This window comes from Neorhizobium tunisiense, from assembly GCF_039631515.1.
Taxonomy (GTDB): Bacteria; Pseudomonadota; Alphaproteobacteria; order Rhizobiales; family Rhizobiaceae; genus Neorhizobium.
On record NZ_JBDIUU010000008.1, the window covers coordinates 235,571 to 259,046 of the forward strand.

Below are 23,476 nucleotides of genomic sequence, written 5' to 3' on the forward strand. Positions count from 1 at the left end.
GATTCGGAGGAGAAGATGGCAACCCTGGCAGCGGTCCTTGCGACCACCCACCACCCTTTTTACCTGAAGGCGACGACCATGCCGCCGGAACAGCAGATGCCGCAGGCGGCGGAATGGAAGCGCAAGGTCGAGGCCTATCGCGAAACGCTGACCCGCGCCAAGCCGGACATCCTGGTCATGGTCGGCGCCGACCATTTCCACCAGTTCTTCCTCGACAACTATCCGACTTTCCTGATCGGCAAGGCGCCGCGCTACGATGCAACCTTCTACAATGAAGAGCGCGAATTCGGCATCCCGAAATATGTGCTGGAAGGCCATGAGGAACTGTCGAACTTCATGCATCAGGGCCTGATGGACCGCGGTTTCGACTTCGCCTTCAGCCACGAGCTGAAGCTCGACCACTCGATCATCTGCCCGATCATCACCACACGCCCCGATGCCGACCTGCCGGTCGTGCCGATCTACACCAACATCTTCGCGCCGCCGCTGCCTTCGCCAAAGCGCTTCTGGGATCTCGGCCGCGCCATCCGCGAGATCATCGACGAATTCCCCTCCGACAAGCGCATCGCCGCCGTCGGCAGCGGGCACTTGTCGCTGGAGCTTGGCGGTCCGCGCCAGTTCAAGGAAACGGGGCCGGACCCGGAATTCGACCGCAAGGCGATCGAATGGCTGTCGACCGGCAATATCGAGGAAATCCTCGCCAATGTGACACATGACAGCATGACGAAAAGCGGCAACGCGACCCATGGCTTCATGGACCTGATCCTGATGATGGGCATCGCAGGGCCGATCCCGACCGCCTATCATGACAATCTCGACCTCTTCCACACGATGGAGGCCTATTTCACCTGGTATCCGGAAGGAGCAGACGCATGAGCAAGTATTATGTGAACAAGTTCCTCTTCACCGTCGACCGGGACCCGGACCTGTTGCGTCGCTACAAGGAAGACCCGCGCTCGCTCGTCGCCAGCTGGGAACAGTCGATCGGCCCGAAGCTGAACGATGCTGAGCTCTCGACCGTCAACTCCCTCACCGATGCGGAACGCGAAGCGCTCATCAACCACGACTATGTGGCGCTGTTCGAGATGGGCGCACATTTCTTCCTTTCGCTGACGATCTTCATCGCCATCTACGATGAGGATTACATGGCGAAGCACGGTCCCCTCTCCTTCCAGCGCGAATTCGCGGAAAAGCTCAAGCACTGGAACGGCAAGGATTACCCATCGATAGCGCTGTGGCAGGCAGCCGCACGCTGAGAGACGGGTCGTAGCGAAGCTCTCCGCCGCCGCACCGGCAACGGAGGGCATCATCATTTCAGGCTGGGAGGGGAAGACCATGTGCAGATTCTGCAACAACCGGGCGCATGCGCCGGCGGAACTCGGTAGCGGCTCCGGCAAGGTCGTCGCCGCGCCGGCAAATATGCCCGTGGGCGTCGGCGATCCCGATCGCCTTACTCTGATCCGCGGCGGTGCGGTGCTTTCGATGGACGGCGCGGTCGGCAATTTTGCCAGGGGCGACGTGCTCATCCGCGGCTCGCGGATCGTCGAGGTCGCCGCCTCGATCAACGCGCCGGAGGCCGCAGTTATCGATGCTTCGGGCATGGTCGTCATGCCAGGCTTCATCGACACCCACCACCACCAGTTCGAGACGGCGCTCCGAAGCCTGCTTGCCGACGCGATCCTGATCAATGACGGGCGGCCGGAAAGTGCTGCCAACTATTACGAATGGATGCTCCAGAAGTTCTCCGTGCTCTACCGGCCGCAGGATGTCTACATTTCCGAATTGTTCGGTGGGCTTTCCCAGATCGACGCCGGGGTGACGACCGTCATGGATGTCAGCCAGATCCATCATTCGCCGGAGCATTCGGATGCCGCCGTTTCTGCCCTGCGCGATGCCGGGCGGCGCGGCGTTTTCGGATATTTCGAAGGCTGGGGCGACGCGGCAAAATATCCGGGCGATGCGCGACGCATCAAGGCCGAGCATTTTGCGAGCGACGACCAGCTGCTGACCATGGTCATGGGCGGCGAAATCTATCTGCCGTTCCATGAGGAGGCCTGGGCGCTCGGCCGCGAGCTCGGCATTCCGATCGCGCTGCACGTGGTCGGCACCTTCGGCATGCAGCCGATCTTCGACCAGCTGGCGGAGGCCGGAAAATTCGGGCCGGACAATATCTTCATCCACATGACCGGCATGAGCGGCACGGCCTGGAAGTGCGCCGCCGATGCGGGCTCGCATATATCGCTTTCGGTGCCTATCGAGATGCAGATGCGCCACGGCAATCCGCCGCTGCAACAGGCGCTCGACCTCGGTCTTCAACCGTCCCTGTCGACGGACGTGGAATGCACCATGACCGCCGACATGTTCACGCAGATGCGCTCGGCGATCACGCTGCAGCGGATGCTGGCGAACGACAAGGCGTTGCGCGGCGAGGAATATCCGAAGCTGCTGTCGGCGATCGACGTGATCCGCTTCGCGACGATCGAAGGCGCGCGGGGCCTCAAGCTCGACCACAAGACCGGCACGCTGACGCCGGGCAAGGAAGCCGACATCATCCTGCTCGATGCGAATGCCATCAATGTCGCCCCGCTCAACCACGTCCCCGGCGCCGTCGTCACGCTGATGGAACGGTCGAACGTCTCGACGGTGCTTTGCGCCGGCAAGATCCGCAAATGGCAGGGCACGCTGCTGGGTCATGACATCGCCAGGCTGAGGTCGGAACTGGAGGCAAGCCGCGACTTCCTGCTGGATGCTGCCGGGATCAGGCCGGATCTGTTCTGAGTGATCCGCCACCCTGCTCACCGGTTCCGCCCACGAGCGAGCGAAGCATAGCCGCGGACCACCGCCTGGCGTTCTTCGAACGAGGCCACCGCGTCGACATCGTCGAAACCGTCGGGCGCTCGGGCCTCGACCATGTCGATGACGCCTTCGGGTCCGCCCCGGCGGTTCGCCAGCACGATTTCCGACGTGGCAGGCCGGCGCTCGGCGTCGTAGCAAAAAAGAGCCGCCTCGATTTCGTCTTGCGTCCGAAGATGCCCGGCAAGGCATCGGGCGTCGAGGATCGACTGGCTCGCGCCGTTGGAGCCGACCGGATACATGGGATGGGCCGCATCCCCGAGCAGGGTGACCCGCTCGAGCGACCAGCGGGGCAAAGGCTCCCGATCGCAATTCGGATATTCGTAGAAATTCTCGGTTGACTGGATGATGGAGGCGGGATCGGCGAAATCGAGGTGAAAACGATCGCGCACGAAGGGCAGCACCTCGCCCGGGATACCGGACCGGCTCCAATCCTCGCGGCGCAGCGGCGTAGCGCCCGCCTCCCCCACCTTGGCCATCACGGCCCAGTTCGTCAGCCGCATGCCAGGCTCCGTCGGATCGGCTTCGATCGGATAATAGACGAATTTCGCGAAATTGCCGCCTGATATCGCCATCGTCCGGCCGTCGCGCCAGATCGGCCAGCGCGTGGCGCCGCGCCACAGCATGATCCCGCTCCAGATCGGCGCCCCTTCATCGGGATAAAGCAGCGCGCGGACCGTGGAATGGATGCCATCGGCACCGATCAGCAGGTCCCCATGCGCCGTGCCGCGCCATCCGTCGTGTCCGCCGAGATGAACAACGACCCCGTCTTTCGTCTGCTCGAAACCGTCCACCCGGCAGCCGGTTCTGATCACATCGGGTCCGAGACGCGTGGTGACCGCCCTGTGGATCACGCCGAGCAGCTTGCCGCGATGGATGCTGATCTGCGGCGCCTCCTGGCCGGCATCCAGGCCGCGCAGTTCCTGCCACACGACCTGGCCGAAACGGTTGGTGTAAATCAGCTCCCGCGTCCTTATCCCCGCAGCGTCGAGGCCAGGCAGCAGCCCGAGATCGGCCAGCACGGCCACGGCATGCGGCAGCATGTTGATGCCGACTCCCAGTTCGCGAACTTCGTCGGCACGTTCGAAGATCTCGACCTCTATCCCGGCCTCGTGGAGGTGAAGCGCGGTCGTCAATCCGCCGATGCCGGCGCCTGCAATGACTGCCTTCATGACTGGTTCCTTCCTCTCGTTTCGAGACGCACGAAACTGCAGGCCGCGAGCATCTACTGCGGCGTCACTCGTCTCCTGTATTCAAGCTGCATGGCGACGAAATTGGCCGTGTTCTCCCGATAGCGCTCGGCGATGGCGGTGAGCGTCTCATCCAGCGCTTCCGCCGGTTTGCGGGCAAGCGGCGCGCCGGGCACGCGCGTTGTCGATGCGGTCATCTCGTCGGGAATGATGCGGATGCCGCTGCGGCTCTCCACCGCATCCGCGCCGGCTGCGAAGGTCATCACGCGCGAGCGGTAGGTGCGCGACCAGGCATCCGCGACGAGAGCGAGCGAAACTTCATCCACGCCTTGAGACAGCTCGATGCCGAGCGTTTCCCGGCCCCAGAAGGCCAGCGAGTTGCCGATTGCCGTCAATGCGAAGGGCCGCGTGAATCTGAAGGCGCCGCTGTCGTGTTGCGCATCCCAATTCGCGACGCCGAGATCGGCCGCGACAGCCTCGGCTTTCTGACGCCCGGCAATCGCCTCGATCAGCGTCAGCGACATCGGCATGGAGGCGCTGATGCCTGTCGTCGTCGCAACGCGACCGTCGACGAGGAAGCGGCGGTCCGCGACATGGCGGATGCTGGGATGTTCCCGCAGCATGGCGTCCAGCGAATACCAGTGGGTCGTGGCTTTTCGGCCGTCGAGAAGGCCGGCGGCAGCAACCACCTTGGCGCCGACGCAGACGCCGACGATCATCGCACCTTTTTCCGCCTGGTTCCTGATCCAGCCCAACGCTGCCGGATCATCCTCGCGCACCATGGCCGGGACGATGACGTAATCGGCACCTTCCGGATGCTGCCTGTCGAAATCCTCGATCGTCGCCTGCGGCTCGACCTTCAGTGCTGGATAGAGCGCCATCGGCCCGGGCTGCGTCGCCAGTGCTACGACATCCGCTATATCGGCGCGGCGCAGGATGCCGTAGGGCATCAGATAGTCGGTGACCTCCGTACCGTCGTTGATGCCGACGATGGCGATCAGGGGACGGACGCGTTTGGGCGGCTTCAAGGCCTCGACCGTAGCGCGTGTCTCCTCGCCGGGAATAGGTTTGACGGTCCCGGCTGAAGAAGCAGACGGCAGAGAGATTATCCAGGCCGCAGCGACTACCAGGAAGACCACCACAAGCCCCAGTCCGCCTGTAAGAACAAACCGCCACGTCATGATTAGTTTCGCCCGATCGATCGGTTGCATCTGTTTGCAGGCAAAGTTACCGCTGCTATCGTCTGACTGAAATGACATTAATCGGGCAAAAACCGCCATGGCTCGCACAATCGCTCTCGTGGTGCATCCGGGTTTTCAGCTTCTCGATGCGGCCGGGCCGACGTCGGCTTTCGAAATGGCGGAGCGATTCCGGCCGGGGAGTTATGAACTGGTGCTGATGGCGCCGGGCGGCGGCGAGATCGAGAGCTCGTCAGGCCTCAAACTGTCGGCTGCCCCGCTTGCGGATGGGCCGTTCGACACCGTGATGATCTCGGGCGGCGAGATCATCCGCTCCATGGCGGCGGTGCACGAAATTCTCGAATGGCTGAAACGCACGAGCGCAAGGCGCGTGACGAGCGTTTGTTCCGGGGCCTATCTGCTCGCCGAAGCCGGGCTGCTTGATGGGCGCAGTGCCACCACCCATTGGGGCAGCTCGCATGACTTTTCCCGCCGCTACCCCAAGATAGAAATGCACGCCGACCGCATCTATGTCCAGGACGGTCATGTCTGGACCTCGGCCGGCATTTCCGCCGGTATCGACCTGGCGCTTGCTCTCATAGAAGATGACTTGGGCGCGGACATTGCGCGCAGAACGGCACAACAGCTCGTCGTTCATCAGCGCCGGCCCGGTGGCCAGTCGCAGTTTTCAGCGCTTGTCGATCTCGGGGGACACACGGGCAGGTTCTTGCCACTGATCGGCTGGATGCGCGAGCATCTGGCCGAGCGGCTGACCGTCGAGCGCCTCGCCGACCAGGCGGCGATGAGCCCGCGCAACTTTGCCAGGGCGTTTGCAGCCGAAACCGGCACGACGCCCGCCAAGGCTGTCGAACGCCTGCGGCTCGAAACGGCGCGCATCGCGGTCGAGACCAGCCACGCGCCGCTCGAACATATTGCCGAGGCCGCCGGTTTCGGCGACGCCGGGCGAATGCGGCGGGCGTTCCTGAGAAGCCTGGGACAGCCGCCGCAGGCGCTAAGGCGTGGGTACAGGTAGCGCCCGGACGCAGATTGCCGGTCAAAGACGCGCCTAGAACTCCTGCCAATCGTTGCTGACCGCAGCGGCCGCGGAGCCGCCGGAGAAGGCCGTGGCAACCCTGCGGGCCAGATTGCGGGCCGGCGAGGCAGCCGGCGTGTCGCGGTGATCGGCCGGACGCGGTACGTGGCGCTGACCGGGCAGCTTGAACTGGGCCAGCAGTTCGTTGAGCGATGCCGCATCCCGGGCGAGACCATGGCTTGCGGCGGTCGATTCCTCGACCATGGCGGCATTCTTCTGGGTATCCTGGTCCATCTGGTTGACGGCCGTATTGATCTGCTGAAGGCCCGAAGACTGTTCCTGGGCTGACTCCACGATCGCGTTGACGTGCCGGTTGATTTCCTGCACTTCCGCGACGATCGTTACCAGCGCCTGTCCGGTCTGGCCCACCAGCTGCACCCCGGCATTGACCTGCTCGTTCGATGTCGTGATCAGCGCCTTGATCTCCTTGGCGGCCTTGGCGGAGCGCTGGGCGAGTTCGCGCACCTCCTGGGCGACCACGGCAAAGCCCTTGCCGGCATCGCCCGCGCGGGCCGCTTCAACGCCGGCGTTCAATGCCAGAAGATTGGTCTGGAAGGCGATATCGTCGATGACACCAATGATGTTGGAAATCTCGCCCGAGGATTTCTCGATCTGTTCCATCGCCTTGACGGCACGCTGGACGACGTCGCCGGAGTTCTCGGCGCCGCTGCGGGTGCGGGCAACCAGCGCGCCGGCCTCCTGAGCGCGCTTGGTGGCGTCCTTCACGGTGGTCGTGATTTCTTCGAGAGCCGCGGCGGTTTCCTCGACGGAAGCTGCCTGCTGCTCGGTGCGCTTGGCCAGATCGTCGGCGGCTGCCTTGATCTCCGCCGAACCGGCCTGGATGCTGCGGGCATTCTCCGCCACCTGCTCCAGGGCCGTCTGCAGCTTTGTGGCCGAAGCGTTGAAGTCGTTGCGGACACCGTCCAGCGTCGAGGTGAACTGCTTTTCGATGCGATAGGACACATTGCCGTCCGACAGATGGCTAAGGCCTTCCGCCAGATTGTCGACGGCAAACTTGATCTCGGCGGCTTCGCGGGTCTTCTGGGCTTCGCGCTCCCTGCGCTCGCGCTCGGACAGGCCGCGATTGTCTTCGGCTTCCCGCTCCAGGCGAGCACGCTCCAGAGCGTTGTCGCGGAAGATGGCGACGGCCTTGGCCATTTCGCCGATTTCGTCCCTGCGGTCGAGACCATCGATGGCAGCTTGCGTCTGACCGGCAGCCAGCGAAGCCATGCGCTCACGCAGGCGGGCCATCGGAGCGGTGATGCCTCGGTGGGCGATGGTCATGGACAGGACGGCGGCGATCGCGATGCCTAGAAGCATGCCGCAGATCGCATAGGTGATCGTGCTGGAGACCGATTGGCTCAGCGTCTTGGCGCCGTTGTTGAGAATTTCGGCCATGGCGCCGTTATTGGCACCGAATTTCGGCGAGAGATCGACGATCGCCTGGTCGAGCTTGGCGGAAAGCGTACGAACCTTTTCCTGGTCGCCTGCGGTATGGGCCTTGAGAAGATCGTCGCCGACTACCTTCAGCGCGTCGGCGCCGGCAAGCAGTTCGTCGATCGCAGCCTTGCGGCTCGGCACCAGCGCCGGGATCTGGGTCAACCGGTCACGGGCGCCGGCAAATTCCTTGGAAAACCGGCCGGACAGATCCTGGAAAGCCGCGCTTGCTGGGTCCTGGGCCAGCGCGCGGCTGAGCCATGTCGTTGCGGTCCACATGCCGGCAGCGCCGCGGGGTCCGAAGGTCGCTGCGTTGCTTTCCTTCTGCAGAAAACCGGAATAGGCCTCGTTGGCGGCGCTGAACCTGCTGGTGACATACATCAGGCCTGCCAGCGAAATAACCGCGAGAATGGCAATCGCCATCAGAAATTTTGTTTTAATCTTTAAATTCTTGAGCATCAGATACCTCAAAAAACGCTGAAAGGACGACAGTGCATTGAAAAGTGAAAAATGCCGGAGCCGTGCCGGACGGTGCACATCATGCGCATGGTGATCGAACTTGATCCTCCGTTCGTCATAGGCGCTTTTTCATAATAAAATCTTACCCTTGCCGCAGCGCATCAAATGCGAATACGGACCTCCCGGTGGTTTTCACCACTGCTTAACCAACGGCGGCAGAAGGCAATCTTGTTTGTTGCGGCGCACAATGGACTGCCTTTAATTGGGAGGCGGACCATGGTCTTGGTTCCCCGTTAAACCGGGCAAAATTGATATGAAATCAACTATCCATAATCAAAGGACTTCAACGTGAATTTTTCACGCCGCAACATCATGACGCTTTCAGCGGCCGCCCTGGCTACCACCTTCCCGAAAATGGCGTCCGCGCAAGCGATCGGCTTTACGCCGAGCCCCATCTATCCCGATCCGGCGATCCAAATCCTCGATCCGAGCTTTGCGAAATATCGCGTCGCCAGTAGCTCGCTCGAACAGGTCGCAACTGGTGCTCGCTGGCTGGAAGGTCCGGTCTGGTTCGGCGACGGGCGCTATCTGCTCGTCAGCGACATTCCGAACAATCGGGTCATGCGCTATGACGAGGCCAACGAGAGCTGGAGCGTCTACAACGCCAACTCCAACTATGCCAACGGCCACGCCCGCGACCGCCAGGGCCGATTGCTTTCCTGCGAACATCTGACACGCCGGGTCACCCGCACCGAATATGACGGGTCGATCACTGTGCTCGCAGACAACTACAACGGCAAGAAGCTCAACTCCCCGAATGATATCGTCTGCAAATCGGACGGCTCCATCTGGTTCACCGACCCGCCCTTCGGCATCGCCGGTGAGTGGGAGGGCGAGAAGGCCACGGCGGAGCTGCCGCACTCCGTCTATCGCATATCGCCAGACGGCAAGCTTGGCCTCGTCACCGACGAGCTGAAAGGCCCGAACGGCCTCGCATTTTCGCCGGATGAAAAGAAGCTCTACATCGTCGAAGGCCGCGCATCGCCATTCCGCATGATCTGGAGCTACGATGTCGGCGCAGACGGCGTGAAGCTGTCGAACAAGACGGCATTGGTGACGGCCGACGACAACGGCGGTCTCGATGGCTTCAAGATCGATATCGATGGCAATCTCTGGTGCGGCTGGGGATCGAACGGCGCTGCAGGGGCCAGGCCCGACGATCTGAACGGCGTCAAGATATTCAACCCGGCCGGCAAGGCGATCGGTTTCATCAAGCTTCCGGAGCGGTGCCCGAACCTTGTCTTCGGCGGCCCGAAGAAGAACCGCCTCTATATGGCGAGCAGCCACTCGGTCTACGCGATCTACGTGGAAACCCGCGGCGCCGTTTAATCACCGCGACGAATTCCGAAGCGGCCGGCCGTCAGGTCCGGCCGCTTTCCCCGGCAATCCGCATCGCCACGCCGTAGCCTTGCGATACTCGTCAGCGGCGCCGAGCTAGACCGGACGCCGCGATATCTACTCCGTCTTTCCGGCGGAAAGCCCAAAGAACGGGTCTTCCTCACTTTGTGTGATGGTGGAATTTGCTGTGGGTGAAATGCTGGGCGCCGTACGGGCCGAGGAGAATTCCGGTGAAGTAGCGGCCCGCAGAGATCAGATCAGCTGATTGAAGACGATCAAATGGGCGCTCTATGGCAGAATTGACCCGGAGGATGGTAGCAGAACGCATGCTACCGCTCAATTGACAGGGGCACCACACAAAGTGAGGAAGACCCGATTAACTTCTGCCAAACGACACTCCACCAATGCCATGTTGGAATCAATATTCGCGAAGGAGGCTTCTCTGTCATTGAAATTCATTGCTTATCATCGAATTTCATGAGAGCCTTGATCTGGAACCGTTTTTCAGAGACGAGTATCAGGAATCATGGAACAGGGCCAGAGAAAGCCATTTTCAGAAGCTGTCAGTATTTTTCACGACCGCTCGATGCCGGAAGCCGCCCTCCCGGTCGGCTATGCAGCCCTGATCGATGCCTTTGAATTACCCGTACCTGTGCCAATCATCCTCTCAGCGATCGGTCCTCGCCACAAAGTCTATCAGGCCGAAGGATGGAACGTTTACACACCGCGCCACCAACCGGACGACAATCTTACCGGACACCTAACCTTTGCCCTACGCTACGAAGGACTGGATCTTGCCGTTCTGAAAACCCTGTTCCGGGCAACAGGTCCTGAGCCGATCACCAACATGGTGCGCGCGGCGCCTACTGGCGCCTATGCTCGACGGCTGTGGTTTCTCTACGAATGGCTGCTGAATACACGGCTTGATCTGCCCGACGCGGCACAGGGCACCTACGCCGTTGTCGTCGATCCAGACCGGCAATTCTCGGTGGGTGGAACGAGTTCAACAAGACATCGCGTGAAGAATAACTTGCCCGGCACACCAGCTTTCTGCCCGATGATCTTCCGCACGCCCGCACTCGAAGCATTCGTTGCACGCGGACTTGGCAACGAAGCGCGCCAGTTGATCGATGAGGTGCCGGCGGACCTGCTTGCACGCACCGCTGCATTCCTGCTGCTCAAGGATTCGCGCTCAAGCTTTCAGATCGAGGGAGAAGATCCGCCGCAAGATCGCATCCAGCGCTGGGCCCAGGTTATCGGTGAAGCCGGGCGTCGACCGATAGACCGCGCCGAATTGGAGCGGCTGCAGCGCATCGTCATCGGCGACGCGCGCTTCGTTCATCTTGGCTTGCGCGTTGAGGGTGGCTTCATCGGCGAGCATGATCGCCTGACGGGCGCGCCAATCCCCGATCATGTCAGCGCCCGACATGAAGATCTGCCCTCTCTGATCGACGGCCTGACTTCTTTCGACCGAGGCGCGGCACAGCAACTCGATCCTGTTCTCGCCGCCGCGGCTCTCGCCTTCGGCTTCGTCTACATCCACCCTTTCGAGGATGGAAATGGCCGACTGCACCGCTATCTAGTCCATCATGTTCTCGCCGAGCACGGGTTCAATCCTCCCGGACTCGTCTTTCCGGTCTCGTCAGTCATCCTGGACCGCATCGATGCCTATCGAACCGTGCTGGAAAGCTATTCACGCCGCCTGTTGCCGGTTGTTCATTGGCAGTCGACCGATCGTGGTAATGTCACGGTGCTGAACGACACAGCCGACTTCTACCGCTACTTCGATGCGACGCCTCAGGCCGAATTCCTGTTCGAGTGTGTAGCCCGAACAATTGATGTGGACCTGCCAGCCGAGACAGCATTCCTACGCATTTATGACGCGTTTAAGATCGAGGTCCAGCAGATGATCGATATGCCCGATCGCCTGCTGGACCTCCTGTTCCGCTTCCTGCGCCAGAACGACGGGCGACTGTCGAAGCGGGCTCGTGAAAGGGAGTTTTCGGCGCTCACCGACGCAGAGGCGGCACGCATCGAGGCCATCTATGCTGATATTCAAGGTGTAGTGAGGTGAGGTCGTTTCGCAGTTAAACATGAGAGGGCATTGTAAACTTAACATTCAAGAGGCAATCGTAGGCCGCTTGCACCATGGCGGTTCAGGCGCGAGCGATTTTTGCCCAGAGGTTCATTGCCTCTGAACGCAGTTCGCGATGAAGGCTTGAGGAAATGTCGTGGCGGGGATGTTGGCGATAAGATCATGGATGGAGGCGAAACGCTGCAAATGGCGCTGCGACTTGAAGCGTTTCATGATCCGTTCCCGTCGCCGGAATGGCTGATGAGAGTTTTCCGCCCGACTGTTCAAGCCTTTATGCGAGCGGTGTTCGACACTTGGCATAATCTCGCGATTTGCAGCGTCGTCGGGATCGGAGCTTGTCGGTGATCATCACTCGCGCCGTGTGGCCTTGGCCCTTCAATAGTTTGCGCATCAGACGCTTGGCCGCCCTTGGCATTGCGATGATTTTGCACCAGAACCTCCATGACGAAACCGTCCTGATCGACAGCACGCCAGAACCAGTGCTTCTTGCCGCGGATCGAAACGACGGCCTCGTCGAGATGCCACTTGTCACCCAGCCGACCGGCTGAGCGGCGGCGGATCTCGTCGGCAAAGGTCCGTCCGAATTTCTCTGCCCACAGCCGGACCGTCTGGTGTGAGACAATAATCCCTCGTGCCGCCAGCATGTCCTCGACCATCCGCAAGCTGAGAGGAAAACGGAAACAGAGCCACACAGCCTGAGCTATGAACTCGGCAGGGAAACGGTGGGCGGCACAGCGGTTACGGTCACTGCGTTAAGTTGACGATGCCTCGCACCGCATCGCAGCCGCTCTGCTCCTGCCACTCACATTCATCGTGCCCGCGCCATGGCGCATTGGAAAATAGTGACGGGTGCCATTGCCTGATCTCAGGCAACAGCGCGGTCGTTCGTTCGCCGCTCGATAATGTGACAACTCCTCAGCGTGAAGTGGTAGTGTGATCGGTGCATGTCGACCGGACGCCGCGATATCTACTCCGTCTTTCCGGCGGCAAGCCCGAAAAACTCTTTTCTGTATCCCGCCGACAGCGGTCGGAGCTTCGTCAGATTCTTGAGAACCCGGACAGGCCGCCTGAGAACGTTCCTGTTCAGGAAATACATATGGATCAGGCTGGGCGCCTTGCTGTGCGATCCCTTGTGGGCGACACGGTAGACCGCACCCCGGAACGGGAGGGCATTCAAGGGCGTACCGCGTTCGGCCAGAATCGATTCTATGCGGACATGGCTGCCAAGCATGTCCTTGATCCATGGAAGGGAAACGTCTTCCGCCTTTGACGGCAGTCCGTAGAGGTCCGAACGAATGATCAGCGACGTTCCGCAATAGTGGTTGAACTGGTCGCGGCACAGCAGAATGCTGCCGCCGTCGTCCCAGATATAGCCCTTGTCGATCGTCCAGCCGTTCTCGTTCTGGTGCCGGGCAGCATATTCGGTAATTCGGGCGCTGACAAAATCGTCGTCGTCGACGATCATGAAGAAGCGGCAATCGCGGGCCGTGAGCATGCCCGCAAGCACGCGGCGGCCTTTGTCGGCGCGGAATGAATCGAGAAAATCCTCTTCCGTCGCATCGCCCCGCTCGTGGATGTCGTTCGGCGGAAAGTCCACCCATGCCACCGAGAACTTCTCCGGCAGGACGGGAAGATCGGCACCCCTGTTGGCGACGATGACCCCCCGCCAGTCGGGGTTGGTCTGGTTCGCGATGGATGCCACGGTCTGCGTCAGGTTTCGCTTCAGGATGCCCCAGTCGCGCGCGTTGTCCTGGTGCCGTACGGGGATGATGAAGGTCACAACACTCATAACAGCCTCCGGTCGTTGATCTCAGGCAGCGTCATGCCGCGACACCTGCCTGTTCTTTTGCCCACCTGATGCCGTCGTCGAGCGAAGTCGCCTTGTAGGAGAGATCGGTGCCTCCGGAAAAGGCGTTCATGAACCGGCGGATTTTTCCGTAGTTGTTGTCGAGCACAGCATGGCTGCGTCCGATGAGAAGCGAGCAGATATGCACATGCAGACGATCCGTCACGATCGCCTTTCCGCGGGAAATCTGCCGTATGCCGCGCTGAAAGCGGTTGTTGGCCGCCGCATCCAGCTTCCGCAGCCGCATTTCGGAGGGGGTGAGATGCAGCAGTGCGGAGGCAGCCCCAAGCGCTTTTGCAACGCGCACCTTCGATCGGCTCTCGGTAATCCAGTCCTCCTTGGGGATGTCCGGATAGGCGGAAAAGTCGACAGTTCCGACCTGCTCCTTGTCCTGGCGGAGCATCGCAAGGACCGGAAACTGCGGTGCGGCGGGCTCTATCTTGCCGATGCAGAAGGCCATGTCCGGGCACAGATAGACCTGGCAATCGAAATTTTCCTTCGCGAACTGAAACGACTCCTCGTCTCGCACCAGGAGCACGAAGTTCTTGTGCCTGCCGATCGCGCGCTTGCTCTGCTCCAGCCGTTCTGCGGACTTGTAATGAATCGATTGCGGAAACTGGACGATCTGCCGGTCGGGAAACAGCTCCATCACGCGCTCCCGGAAATCCTGGTGAAACACCCATATATCGCCGAAATTGCCGCCCCCATGGATGAAGATCGGGCCATTCGGGGCGGAGCTCTTCAGTTCATCCGGTGAAAAGTCGTCGGTCGTGCAGACGTAGGAGGGCCGCTTTGCGTAGCGCTGCTGCAAATAGGCCATCTCTCCCAGCCAGATCGCGGAATCTCCGCAATTCCTGATATCAGGAAAGTCCAGTATCGCTATCGGTTCATCGGGCCGGATGAACTCTTTAAGGCAATCGTGGGTCCTGTCCTGAAGCTTGGTGATAAGTTCGGATTGCTGAGCACCTGACATTATGCCTCTCTTTCAAAAGTTTAGAAGAACAAGCCCCGCGATCAGGCGTGACTGACTTTGGACAAGACCTTGGCGGCGATCTTTCTGACTTCAGTCTCCGGACCGTTTGGACGATCCATGACCAGCCAAAGAAAGAGACTGGAGCCGCAATAGAGAACGCCTCCAAGGCAGATAAGGGCGGCAAGTTGTATAACCAGCCCGGTATGTGTGGTCTCAACTCCCATGTAGCGGTCAGCAAGCGAGACGCCGACAGCCATGACGGCCGAACTGGCAAGCGCTCTGAAATTTGCCCATAGCTGTGCGGAGACCGAAACATCTATGAAGCGCTTGACGATGATCATGTTTACGAAAGCGCTGAAGAGGCCGGTGAGCACGCGGCTGAATATCAGCCCCGGAAGCCCCCAGAACACCAGGCCGATCGTGATCACCGGGATCCGGACGAGAAGCATTTGCGCGTCGCGAATGAACAGGGTCCGGGTTTGCCCCAGCGCCATGCCGAGAGGCTGATTGAGGGATCCCAATGTCTGCAGCGCATAAACGGACGCCAGCGCCTGGATGATGAAAATCACCGGAAGCCACTTTTCACCCAGCACGAGCCTGACCAGGGGATCTGCGATGACCGCCATTCCGATCCCGGCGGGTAACGCAACCGCCGTCAGCAATGCCTGCGCTCGCTGATAGGCTGCGGCGAGACGCGCGGGATCGTGGCGGACATTGGCAAAAGCGGGATAGATGGTGGCGGTCAGCGGCGCGGTCGCCTCGCGCGTCGGCGTCATCGCCAGCTGTCCGCCAAGCGAATAATATCCCAGGGCGGAGCCGGTCAGCAGCTTGCCGATAAGCAGGTAGTCGAAACGCCAATTGAGCGTGTTGACGATCTGCCCGGCGGTAATCCAGATCGAAAACGAAAAGAATTCGCGCATATGGGAGAAGGTGATCCGGGGGCGGAACGGCAGGATGAAATAGGACGCCACGACATTGGTGATCTGCATCACCAATGTGCCGACCACCAGCGCCCAATAGGTTTGATAGATGACGGCGATGGCGACGGTCGCCACAAATCCGGCAATCTTCTGGACAACGTTCAGCACGAACTCCTGCCGGAAAATCAGTTCCCGCTGGAGCATGATCCTTCGCGGATTGGCGAACCCGTTGATGAGGAGGCTGAGGCTCAGGACAAGGAGGACGCCGAAAAGGCGCGGCTCGTCGTAGATGAGGGCCGCCGGATAGGCGAACGCGGCAAACAAGGCGCATAATATCAGGCCGCGGGTCGCAGCCAATGTCCATGCGGCACTGAAATGGGATTCTTCCGGGGCTTCGTGACGGATAAGCGCTTCGTTCAACGAAAGCTCGGTGATCGTTGTCACGATGGCGAGCATGGTCGTCGCAAGCGCGACGAGACCAAAATCCGACGGCAGCAGATACCAGGCCAGGATGATGGTACTGAGGGTCGACAACCCATTGACGATGACCCTCGAGAGGGAGACCCAGAGACTTCCGGTGACTAGGCGATCGGCGATGCTCATGACCGACCTCTTCGCGACAAATACCGATCGTACGTGAGCGACATCATTCCGTAGCTACCCTTTTCCGCGGAGTTCCGGCTCCTTTTCAAGCCGCAGGTTCCGCGCCCATGATGCGTGAGATCTCCTTGCTGCATTAAAATGGGTGGGCCTATCTGCTGGACACTTCGGTCATCGATCTCTCCATGCAATTTCCCCTGGTAGCCTAGTGCGCATTCCTAGTGACCGAACGAGTCGATCGTCTCGTCCGGCGGCGCGATCCGGCAGCCTTGATCAGGGCTGGAGACCGCTGACGATCTAGTTGACCGGAAATGATGTTTGTTTTGTGATGCCCTTCGCAAGTGCGAAAGAGCAGGTGCCGGGCCAACCCGGAGGCATGCCGCACCCCCGGATGCCGATTGGCGCTGAGGCGAAACGGATCACCGGCCGCCCTATTCCATCACCGCGTTTCTCAGCCAGGTGCGAAAGAACCGCAAACTCTCGGGCCGAAGCTTCGGATCGGCGAACATGCAGAAGTAGTGCTCATGCACCGTTTCGTTCTCAAACAGAGTAACCAGCTGACCATCCTCTAGCTCCTGCTTGACCAGCGTTTGGCGGACAATGGCAATGCCGAGTCCCTTGACGGCGACCGTCAGTTCGAGGCCGGAGCTTTCGAGATTGATGAAGCAGGTATTTGAGAATATCCTTGGCGCACGCGGTCCGAGCCAGCGCTCCCAGTTGCGGGTGAGTTCTGTCGATCGCAACAAGGTATGATGTTCCAGATCGTCGGGCGTCTTGAAGTGCGTCCGTTCCTTTCTCTTTCAGAGGTCGAGATTGGACAGGCCGGGGTGGTCGTCCGGCCGCCTCCCGAGCGGCCAGAAGAATTTCCGGTCTTCTTCCTTGATCGGCATGTCGTTGATCGAGGCAAGACGGCGGGCCATCAGGCCATCCTCGGCAAACTCCCAGTTTTCGTTGCCGTAGGAGCGATACCAGTGGCCGTTGTCATCGTGCCATTCATAGGCAAAGCGCACCGCGATGCGGTTGCCCTCGAAGGCCCAGAGTTCCTTGATCAGCCGGTAATCGAGTTCCTTCGCCCATTTGCGCTTCAGGAAGGCGATGATCTCGGCGCGCCCGACCGGGAATTCGGCACGGTTGCGCCAGCGGCTGTCGGGCGTATAGACAAGCGACACCCGCTCGGGATCGCGGCTGTTCCAGCCGTCCTCGGCCATGCGCACCTTGGCGATAGCTGTCTCGCGGATGAAGGGCGGTATGATGCCCATGGCGCGTCTTCCCGCTTATTCCTCACGATAACCGTATTCCGGCACGTTGCCGCTGGCGCCGTAATATTTGTAGGGCAGGAATTTTCCCGACATGGTGAACTGCACGCGGTCCCCCTTCGGGTTGGCAACCCGTTCGATCTGCATGTCGAAGTCGATCGCCGACATGATGCCGTCGCCATATTCTTCCTCGATCAGCGCCTTCCAGGCCGGACCGTTGACCATGACCAGTTCATAGAAACGGTAGATCAGCGGATCGGTCGGCGGCATTTGAGAGCCGCGCATCGGCGTCTCGTTGAGCATGCGGATTTCAGACGGCGAAAGGCCGAAAAGCTCGCCGGCATTTTCCGCTTGCGGTTTGGTCAGTTTCATCTGGCCGAGAATGGCGCCGACGATCAGAACCTCGGAATAACCGCCGATCTTTTCGCAGATATGTTTCCAGCTCCAGCCATTGTCCCGCTTGATATCCAGCAGCTTTTCGGTGAGGTCGGCACGTTTCATGTCAGTCTCCTGTCAAAATATGAGATGTCTGTAGGTCAGCGGCTGCGGCCAATGGAGAGCAAGGCGGCATCATCTTGCGCGGCGGCTGCACGCGGGATGACGACCGGCACATGACGCGGATCATGCGGTGCGCCGGATGAGGCAAACCCTTTGCTGCGGCTGATGAGGAAATCGATGATATGGTTGCGGACGGCGTAGTAATCGGCATGCCGGTGCAGATCGACGCGCGACCGCTGTTTCGGCAGCGGGTTTTCGACCACTTCCGCGACGACGGCATTTGGCCCATTGCTCATCAGAAAGATCTTGTCGGCGAGATAGATCGCCTCGTCGACATCATGGGTGATCATGAACGAGGTCTGCCCGGTTTCGTCGCAGATGCGGCGAACTTCGTCCTGCAGCGTGCCGCGGGTCAACGCGTCAAGCGCGGAAAACGGCTCGTCCATCAGCAGCATCTTCGGCGTGATCGACAGTGCCCTGGCGATGCCGACACGTTGCTTCATGCCACCGGAGAGTTCTGAAGGCCTTTTGTTCTCCGAACCGGAGAGCCCCACGAGATCGACGAATTTTTGCGCGTGTGTACGAATTTCCGACCGGCTCCATTTGGGCCGGCGGGAGGAGACGGCGTAAGAGACATTGCCGATCACCGTCATCCACGGCAGCAGCGCATGGCTTTGAAAGATCACCGCACGATCGAGGCTTGGCCCGGTTACCGCCTGGCCGTCGACGATGACAGTGCCTTCGTTCGGCGCTTCCAATCCGGCAAGGATGTTGAGAACAGTGGTTTTGCCGCAGCCGGAATGGCCGATCACGCAGCCGAACTCGCCGCGGTCGAGCGATAACCAGAGATCTTCGAAAATCGTCGTGGGCGATGTCGATCCCTTGCCGTGGTAGCGACGGGCAATGCCTTCGATGGAAATAAACTTTGCCATCTGCATCACTCCGGAAATGTCACGAGGCGGGTCAGGCATCCGAGCACCTGATCGAACAGCATGCCGACGACACCGATCACCAGAATGGCGATGATGACATTGGTGATCGACAGGTTGTTCCACTCGTTCCAGACGAAGTAACCGATGCCGGTGCCGCCAACGAGCATTTCCGCCGCAACGATGACCAGCCAGGCGATGCCGATCGAGATCCGCATGCCGGTGAGGATGGTCGGGGCCGCCGCCGGCAGGATGATGGTGAAGGCGCGCCTAAGCGTGCCGACCTCCAGCGTGCGGGCGACATTGATCCATTCCTTGCGCACGGCCGCCACACCGAAGGCCGTGTTGATCAGCATCGGCCAGATGGCACAGATGAAGATCACGAAGACCGCCGAAATGGCGGAATCCTTGATCGTGTAGAGCGCGAGCGGCATCCAGGCGAGCGGTGAGATCGGCTTCAGCACCTGGATGAAGGGATCGACCGCACGGCTGACGAGCGGCGACATGCCGATGAGGAAGCCGAACGGAATGGCTACCACGACTGCCAGCAGATAGCCGAGCAGGACGCGGGCGACCGAATAGGCAAGCTGGATGCCGAGGCCCTTGTCGTTCGGGCCGTTGTCATAGAACGGGTCCTTCAGATAGTTCCAGAGCGCGGCACCGACATCCATCGGCCCCGGCAGCGCCGATTTTCCGGTCGTCGCCGTCAGCCCCATCAGTTTGGCATATTCCGGGTCCATATCCGCCGTTTGGCTCATTCCCATGGTGGAGAACTGCCAGAGCGACAGGAGGACCGCGAGGATGAGGACTGACAGCAGTCCTGCCCTGATCGTCAGTGATGTCTGCACTTAGGAGGCTTTCTTGATCGGGAAACTGTCGAGATAGGCCTGCGGCTCTGCGGGATCGAAGGTCTTGCCCATGACGACAAAGGTTTTGGTGGTTTCCTTCGGCGGCGGCATGCCCACCTCGGCCATCAGCTTGGCAGTATCGGTGGCGAGAAAAACTTCGTTTGCGATGGCCGTGTATTCGACATCGCCCTTGATCTGCCCCCAGCGCTTCATCTGGGTCATGATCCACACGGCGAAGGACTGCCAGGGGAACGGGTCGAAATCGATTCGGCCCGGCTGCTTGACGACCTTGCCGAGACCATCCGCAAACGTGCCGGTGAGGATCTGTTCGAGCACCGTTTCAGGCTGGTTCAGGTAATTGGCAGGGGCGATCGCGGTGGCGATCTCCTTGCGGTTTTTTGGATCATGCGCGTAAGCCGTGGCGGAAATGATCGACCGCAGCAGCGCCGCGTAGGTGTTCGGCATTTCGCTGATGAATTCTTTCGACGCGGCAAAGGCGCAGCACGGGTGTCCCTCCCAAATGTCTTTTGTCAGGATATGGATGAAGCCGACGCCATCGTAGACGGCGCGCTGGTTCATCGGGTCGGGGCCGAGAAAGCCATCGATATTTTCGGCACGCAGGTTTGCCACCATTTCCGGCGGCGGCACGGCGCGAATCTGTACGTCCGTATCCGGGTCGATGCCATGCTCCGCCAGGTAGTAGCGCAGCAGGTAATTGTGCATGGAATAATCGAACGGAACGGCGAACTTGAAGCCCTTCCAGTCCTTCGGGTCGCGCCGATCCTTGTGCTTCATCGCAAGGGTGATGGCCTGACCGTTGATGTTCTCAATGGCCGGCGCCGCATAGGGCTGCGGGTTTGAGCCGAGGCCCATGGTGATGGCGAGCGGCATGGGCGACAGCATATGCGCCGCGTCATATTCCTTGTTCAGCGTCTTGTCACGAATGACAGCCCAGCCGGCCGTCTTGATCACCTGGACGGCGAGCCCCTGTTTTTCATAAAAACCCATCGGCGCGGCCATGATGATCGGCGTGGCGCAGGTGATCGGGATGAAGCCCACATTGAGTTTGGCCTTCTCCAGCGGCCCAGTCTGCGCGAAGGCTTCCGTCGCAGTGGCCAGGGGAAAGAACTGAGAGATGGCAGCCACGGCAGTGGCCGTGCCTGTGGCCTTCAGAAACGTCCGACGGGAAACATCGTTGGGAAACATCGCGCGTAGCACCGTTGAGGCGACGACATTTTCATAGAGCTTTTCCTCGCCGTCAGTCACTTCCATTGCTCGCAAGGCAGAGGCATGCTCCTGCTCGCTCCGATGTCGGCCGCAACTGCAGCCTGAGGATGAAAGAATGGTCTTGCGATCAAATGGATTTTCGAACATGGCAGCCGCTCCCCTTTTTGTGAGAACGGTGTTGCAAAGGCCGTGCCAGAACGGATGAAACGCGCAAACGCCCGCAAATCCGGGCAATCAGATCACTTGATGACTTACAATATCTCGTTATAAACGAAATGTCGTTATTTTCTTTTACGAGATTTCGTGTGTCGATTGCCCGACAGGATATTTTTGACCAGTCACCGCAGGCCCAGATCGTCATCGATGCCGACAGGGATGTAATCGTCGATGCGAACGCGGCAGCGTGCCGCCTGCTGGGCTATGATCATCATCTTCTACTGGAAACGAAGGTCAGCGATCTACACGCTGAACAATTGCCGACGCTGATCGTCTTCACACAGGCTGTCCTTGCGCAGCGCGTGTACCGCACGACCCGCTTGCTGCCGCGTCACGCCCTTGGACGCGAACTGCGTGTGGAGTATCTGGGATCACTGATCAATGATGGCAGCGATGGGCGACTGATCCTGCTTGCCGTCAACGATCTCGCAGAACGGCAGCGGCGCTCGATTGACGATGCCGCAGAGGACTTCATGGGTGGCGGCCTGACCGAATGGCAGCGCGCCGAACGCGTTTTTCGCGATATCGAACGGGAAAACAGGCTGATCCTGCGGGCCGCAGGTGAAGGCATCTATGGCGTGAATGCCGAGGGCAAGACCACGTTCGTTAATCCGGTTGCCGAGCGCCTTCTCGGCTGGACTGCGGAAGAATTGACAGGCCGCGACATCCACACGATCATCCACCACACCCGCCCGGATGGAAGTCATTACCCGCATGACGAATGCCCTATCTACGCTGCCTTCAACGACGGCTCCGTGCATCGGGTGAACAACGAGATCTTCTGGCGCAAGGATGGCACGCCGGTATGGGTGGAATACACGTCGACGCCGATCCGCGACCGCAATGTTGTTGTCGGCGCCGTGGTCGTCTTTCGTGATGTCAGCGAGCGCAAGAGGTCCGACGAAAAACTGCATGCGGCCCTGATGGAGGTGGATCAGCTGCGCCAGCGGCTGGAACTGGAAAACGCCTATCTGCAGGAAGAAATCCGCATCGAAACGAATGCGGCCGGGATTGTCGGCAGATCGGAGCCCATCCAGGCAACGCTTCGCCAGATCGCACTGGTTGCGCCGACGGATGCGACGGTGCTGATCACCGGCGAATCCGGGACCGGCAAGGAACTGATCGCCCGCGCCATCCACGAGGCAAGCGATCGCAAGGACCGGCCTCTCATTCGAGTCAACTGCGCCGCCATTCCGCGCGAACTGTTCGAAAGCGAGTTTTTCGGCCATGCCAAAGGTGCCTTTACCGGCGCTCTGAGGGACCGGATCGGTCGCTTCGAACTGGCCGACGGGGGAACCCTGTTTCTCGACGAAGTCGGCGAAATTCCGCCGGAACTGCAGGGCAAGCTCTTACGGATACTGCAGGAGGGGCAGTTTGAGCGCGTTGGCGAGGAGCGGACGCGAAAGGTCGATGTCCGGATCATCGCCGCCACTAATCTCGATCTGAAAAGGGCCGTGCAGAACCGGCAGTTTCGAGAGGATCTCTATTTCCGGCTGGCGGTCTTTCCGATCGAATCCGTGCCATTGCGAGATCGCCGCGAAGACATCCCACTGCTTGCACAGCATTTTCTCGGACGCCAGAGTCTTGCTCGACGTCACGATCTGACGTTGTCGAACGCCAATATTCAAACCTTGCAGCGCTATGCATGGCCAGGCAATGTGCGTGAACTGCAGAATGTTATCGAACGTGCAGCCATTCTTTCACGGCATGGAAAGCTTGATTTCGACCTGCCCGATACGCCGGCGCCGCGCAAGGCACAGCCCCGCCACCCCGATCCTGCCGTCACGGTCATAACCGAGAGCCAGATGCGACAGCTGGAGCGGGAAAACATTCTCTCCGCCCTGCACTGCAGCGGTGGAAAAATATCCGGCAAGGGCGGGGCCGCAGAGATTTTGCAGATGAAACCGACAACTCTATCTTCACGGATCAAAGCTCTGATGCTGTAGGAAGTGAGGTCTCGGGAGAGTTTAAGTTCGCATGTGCGTCAAATCACACAATAAAGGAGTGGGGACGATATGTAATGACGACCGGTAGCGTTGCCAAACTCAACGCGCTACCCATTAAAAGGTTAAAGGTAATGCGACATCTATTCCAGCCCGGCTCGCCATTGTCGAGACGCAATGCGAGTTTGTCCGCCTCATCTCTTAGCATCATCGTCTTTTTAGCATCACCTGCGACCATGGCGGTGATCAAAAAAAGCAACATACCAGCCGTCTTGTCGAGAAAAATTTCCCGATCGGGAACAAAAAAGAGCGGAGGGCAATCCAGCTAAACTATTTCCCGAGCGGGAAATTGGGCGGGCCGCGTCACCCGCTAGCGGACTGCGTGGCTCCATCCGCTCCGCTTGTGACTTTGTGCCCGTTTCCGGCCTTCATCGTCCGATTGCTTTTGGCATTCCCGCGATCGAGCGTTTATACATTTGCCAAGGCGAAGTCGTGGGTTGCGGGCGATCAGGAGGCC

General features: G+C 60.1%; 20 protein-coding genes and 2 pseudogenes. 8 read left to right on the forward strand and 14 right to left on the reverse strand.

Features of this window, described 5'->3' with window-relative positions; translation table 11 throughout:
- Nucleotides 1–15: 15 nt before the first annotated feature.
- The 3 genes from ABCW43_RS22590 (at nucleotide 16) to ABCW43_RS22600 (ending at nucleotide 2,778) form a co-directional block, all read left to right on the forward strand.
- A complete protein-coding gene (locus ABCW43_RS22590) occupies nucleotides 16–876 on the forward strand; it encodes a DODA-type extradiol aromatic ring-opening family dioxygenase (protein ID WP_345928606.1) in 861 nt (286 codons plus the stop codon).
- Entirely contained in the window at nucleotides 873–1,256 is a 384-nt protein-coding gene (locus tag ABCW43_RS22595; RefSeq protein ID WP_345928608.1) for a hypothetical protein, read from the forward strand. The genes ABCW43_RS22590 and ABCW43_RS22595 overlap by 4 nt, the downstream gene beginning before the upstream one ends.
- A 79-nt stretch (nucleotides 1,257–1,335) precedes the next feature.
- Nucleotides 1,336–2,778: an amidohydrolase family protein gene (locus ABCW43_RS22600; RefSeq protein WP_345928610.1), complete on the forward strand. Its 1,443-nt coding sequence runs from the start codon at nucleotides 1,336–1,338 to the stop codon at nucleotides 2,776–2,778.
- A gap of 17 nt (nucleotides 2,779–2,795) precedes the next feature.
- On the opposite strand, the gene ABCW43_RS22605 is transcribed toward ABCW43_RS22600, so the two are convergent.
- Nucleotides 2,796–4,025, reverse strand: coding sequence for a flavin-dependent oxidoreductase (locus ABCW43_RS22605; RefSeq protein WP_345928612.1), 1,230 nt, complete (start codon nucleotides 4,023–4,025; stop codon nucleotides 2,796–2,798).
- Nucleotides 4,026–4,078: 53 nt separating this feature from the next.
- Nucleotides 4,079–5,224, reverse strand: a complete 1,146-nt coding sequence (locus ABCW43_RS22610) for a DJ-1/PfpI family protein (RefSeq protein WP_345928614.1) — start codon at nucleotides 5,222–5,224, stop codon at nucleotides 4,079–4,081.
- Nucleotides 5,225–5,321: 97 nt separating this feature from the next.
- Between ABCW43_RS22610 and ABCW43_RS22615 the strand changes: the two genes are divergently transcribed.
- The gene (locus ABCW43_RS22615) at nucleotides 5,322–6,254 is read left to right on the forward strand and encodes a GlxA family transcriptional regulator (protein WP_345928615.1); all 933 of its coding nucleotides are present in this window, start codon (nucleotides 5,322–5,324) and stop codon (nucleotides 6,252–6,254) included.
- 33 nt (nucleotides 6,255–6,287) lie between these two features.
- Here ABCW43_RS22615 and ABCW43_RS22620 read toward each other — a convergent pair whose 3' ends face one another.
- Entirely contained in the window at nucleotides 6,288–8,210 is a 1,923-nt protein-coding gene (locus ABCW43_RS22620; RefSeq protein WP_345928616.1) for a methyl-accepting chemotaxis protein, read from the reverse strand.
- Nucleotides 8,211–8,558: 348 nt separating this feature from the next.
- Here ABCW43_RS22620 and ABCW43_RS22625 point away from each other — a divergent pair, with 348 nt between their 5' ends.
- Together ABCW43_RS22625 and ABCW43_RS22630 are read left to right on the forward strand one after the other, a co-directional pair.
- Nucleotides 8,559–9,599 carry an SMP-30/gluconolactonase/LRE family protein gene (locus ABCW43_RS22625; RefSeq protein ID WP_345928617.1) on the forward strand — a complete coding sequence of 347 codons (1,041 nt, stop codon included), beginning with the start codon at nucleotides 8,559–8,561 and terminating at the stop codon, nucleotides 9,597–9,599.
- 535 nt (nucleotides 9,600–10,134) lie between these two features.
- A complete protein-coding gene (locus ABCW43_RS22630) occupies nucleotides 10,135–11,682 on the forward strand; it encodes a Fic family protein (protein ID WP_345928618.1) in 1,548 nt (515 codons plus the stop codon).
- Between the two features lie 82 nt (nucleotides 11,683–11,764).
- Here the strand turns inward: ABCW43_RS22630 and ABCW43_RS22635 are convergent.
- Nucleotides 11,765–12,407: pseudogene (locus tag ABCW43_RS22635) on the reverse strand (IS6 family transposase).
- Nucleotides 12,408–12,476: 69 nt separating this feature from the next.
- Here ABCW43_RS22635 and ABCW43_RS22640 point away from each other — a divergent pair.
- A pseudogene (locus tag ABCW43_RS22640) lies at nucleotides 12,477–12,566 on the forward strand (IS6 family transposase); the annotation flags it as partial.
- A 104-nt stretch (nucleotides 12,567–12,670) separates the two neighbouring features.
- Here the strand turns inward: ABCW43_RS22640 and ABCW43_RS22645 are convergent.
- From ABCW43_RS22645 to ABCW43_RS22685, 9 genes are all read right to left on the reverse strand, one after another.
- Nucleotides 12,671–13,492, reverse strand: a complete 822-nt coding sequence (locus tag ABCW43_RS22645) for a galactosyl transferase (RefSeq protein WP_345928619.1) — start codon at nucleotides 13,490–13,492, stop codon at nucleotides 12,671–12,673.
- Nucleotides 13,493–13,523: 31 nt separating this feature from the next.
- Nucleotides 13,524–14,522: a polysaccharide pyruvyl transferase family protein gene (locus ABCW43_RS22650; RefSeq protein ID WP_345928620.1), complete on the reverse strand. Its 999-nt coding sequence runs from the start codon at nucleotides 14,520–14,522 to the stop codon at nucleotides 13,524–13,526.
- Between the two features lie 41 nt (nucleotides 14,523–14,563).
- Nucleotides 14,564–16,045 (reverse strand): lipopolysaccharide biosynthesis protein, encoded by a 1,482-nt coding sequence (locus tag ABCW43_RS22655; protein WP_345928622.1) that lies wholly within the window; start codon nucleotides 16,043–16,045, stop codon nucleotides 14,564–14,566.
- 428 nt (nucleotides 16,046–16,473) lie between these two features.
- The gene (locus ABCW43_RS22660; RefSeq protein ID WP_345928768.1) at nucleotides 16,474–16,803 is read right to left on the reverse strand and encodes a LysR substrate-binding domain-containing protein; all 330 of its coding nucleotides are present in this window, start codon (nucleotides 16,801–16,803) and stop codon (nucleotides 16,474–16,476) included.
- Nucleotides 16,804–16,842: 39 nt separating this feature from the next.
- Nucleotides 16,843–17,301 carry a nuclear transport factor 2 family protein gene (locus tag ABCW43_RS22665; RefSeq protein ID WP_345928623.1) on the reverse strand — a complete coding sequence of 153 codons (459 nt, stop codon included), beginning with the start codon at nucleotides 17,299–17,301 and terminating at the stop codon, nucleotides 16,843–16,845.
- Between the two features lie 15 nt (nucleotides 17,302–17,316).
- On the reverse strand, nucleotides 17,317–17,799 hold the full coding sequence (cynS, locus tag ABCW43_RS22670; protein WP_255736968.1) for a cyanase: 483 nt from the start codon (nucleotides 17,797–17,799) through the stop codon (nucleotides 17,317–17,319).
- Nucleotides 17,800–17,834: 35 nt separating this feature from the next.
- The gene (locus ABCW43_RS22675; protein ID WP_345928770.1) at nucleotides 17,835–18,734 is read right to left on the reverse strand and encodes an ABC transporter ATP-binding protein; all 900 of its coding nucleotides are present in this window, start codon (nucleotides 18,732–18,734) and stop codon (nucleotides 17,835–17,837) included.
- The gene (gene ntrB, locus ABCW43_RS22680; RefSeq protein ID WP_345928626.1) at nucleotides 18,734–19,573 is read right to left on the reverse strand and encodes a nitrate ABC transporter permease; all 840 of its coding nucleotides are present in this window, start codon (nucleotides 19,571–19,573) and stop codon (nucleotides 18,734–18,736) included. The genes ABCW43_RS22675 and ntrB overlap by 1 nt, the downstream gene beginning before the upstream one ends.
- Nucleotides 19,574–20,947 (reverse strand): CmpA/NrtA family ABC transporter substrate-binding protein, encoded by a 1,374-nt coding sequence (locus tag ABCW43_RS22685; RefSeq protein WP_345928628.1) that lies wholly within the window; start codon nucleotides 20,945–20,947, stop codon nucleotides 19,574–19,576.
- Nucleotides 20,948–21,075: 128 nt separating this feature from the next.
- On the opposite strand from ABCW43_RS22685, the gene ABCW43_RS22690 reads away from it, so the two are divergent.
- Complete coding sequence (locus ABCW43_RS22690; RefSeq protein ID WP_445738990.1) at nucleotides 21,076–22,962, forward strand: sigma-54 interaction domain-containing protein; 1,887 nt, start codon at nucleotides 21,076–21,078, stop codon at nucleotides 22,960–22,962.
- 43 nt (nucleotides 22,963–23,005) lie between these two features.
- Here ABCW43_RS22690 and ABCW43_RS22695 read toward each other — a convergent pair whose 3' ends face one another.
- The gene (locus ABCW43_RS22695; RefSeq protein ID WP_345928632.1) at nucleotides 23,006–23,221 is read right to left on the reverse strand and encodes a hypothetical protein; all 216 of its coding nucleotides are present in this window, start codon (nucleotides 23,219–23,221) and stop codon (nucleotides 23,006–23,008) included.
- Nucleotides 23,222–23,476: the final 255 nt, after the last annotated feature.

What these genes read in the sequence shown, in the direction of transcription:
- ABCW43_RS22605 (WP_345928612.1), bottom strand. Translation starts at nt 4,025, where the DNA reads ATGAAGGCAGTCATTGCAGGCGCCGGCATCGGCGGATTGACGACCGCG.
- ABCW43_RS22665 (WP_345928623.1), bottom strand. Translation starts at nt 17,301, where the DNA reads ATGGGCATCATACCGCCCTTCATCCGCGAGACAGCTATCGCCAAGGTG.
- ABCW43_RS22595 (WP_345928608.1), top strand. Translation starts at nt 873, where the DNA reads ATGAGCAAGTATTATGTGAACAAGTTCCTCTTCACCGTCGACCGGGAC.
- ABCW43_RS22645 (WP_345928619.1), bottom strand. Translation starts at nt 13,492, where the DNA reads ATGAGTGTTGTGACCTTCATCATCCCCGTACGGCACCAGGACAACGCG.
- ABCW43_RS22615 (WP_345928615.1), top strand. Translation starts at nt 5,322, where the DNA reads ATGGCTCGCACAATCGCTCTCGTGGTGCATCCGGGTTTTCAGCTTCTC.
- ABCW43_RS22630 (WP_345928618.1), top strand. Translation starts at nt 10,135, where the DNA reads ATGGAACAGGGCCAGAGAAAGCCATTTTCAGAAGCTGTCAGTATTTTT.
- ABCW43_RS22675 (WP_345928770.1), bottom strand. Translation starts at nt 18,734, where the DNA reads ATGCAGATGGCAAAGTTTATTTCCATCGAAGGCATTGCCCGTCGCTAC.
- ABCW43_RS22685 (WP_345928628.1), bottom strand. Translation starts at nt 20,947, where the DNA reads ATGTTCGAAAATCCATTTGATCGCAAGACCATTCTTTCATCCTCAGGC.
- ABCW43_RS22620 (WP_345928616.1), bottom strand. Translation starts at nt 8,210, where the DNA reads ATGCTCAAGAATTTAAAGATTAAAACAAAATTTCTGATGGCGATTGCC.
- ABCW43_RS22650 (WP_345928620.1), bottom strand. Translation starts at nt 14,522, where the DNA reads ATGTCAGGTGCTCAGCAATCCGAACTTATCACCAAGCTTCAGGACAGG.
- ABCW43_RS22695 (WP_345928632.1), bottom strand. Translation starts at nt 23,221, where the DNA reads ATGTTGCTTTTTTTGATCACCGCCATGGTCGCAGGTGATGCTAAAAAG.
- ABCW43_RS22690 (WP_445738990.1), top strand. Translation starts at nt 21,076, where the DNA reads ATGTCGTTATTTTCTTTTACGAGATTTCGTGTGTCGATTGCCCGACAG.
- ABCW43_RS22655 (WP_345928622.1), bottom strand. Translation starts at nt 16,045, where the DNA reads ATGAGCATCGCCGATCGCCTAGTCACCGGAAGTCTCTGGGTCTCCCTC.
- cynS (WP_255736968.1), bottom strand. Translation starts at nt 17,799, where the DNA reads ATGAAACGTGCCGACCTCACCGAAAAGCTGCTGGATATCAAGCGGGAC.
- ABCW43_RS22610 (WP_345928614.1), bottom strand. Translation starts at nt 5,224, where the DNA reads ATGACGTGGCGGTTTGTTCTTACAGGCGGACTGGGGCTTGTGGTGGTC.
- ABCW43_RS22590 (WP_345928606.1), top strand. Translation starts at nt 16, where the DNA reads ATGGCAACCCTGGCAGCGGTCCTTGCGACCACCCACCACCCTTTTTAC.
- ABCW43_RS22600 (WP_345928610.1), top strand. Translation starts at nt 1,336, where the DNA reads ATGTGCAGATTCTGCAACAACCGGGCGCATGCGCCGGCGGAACTCGGT.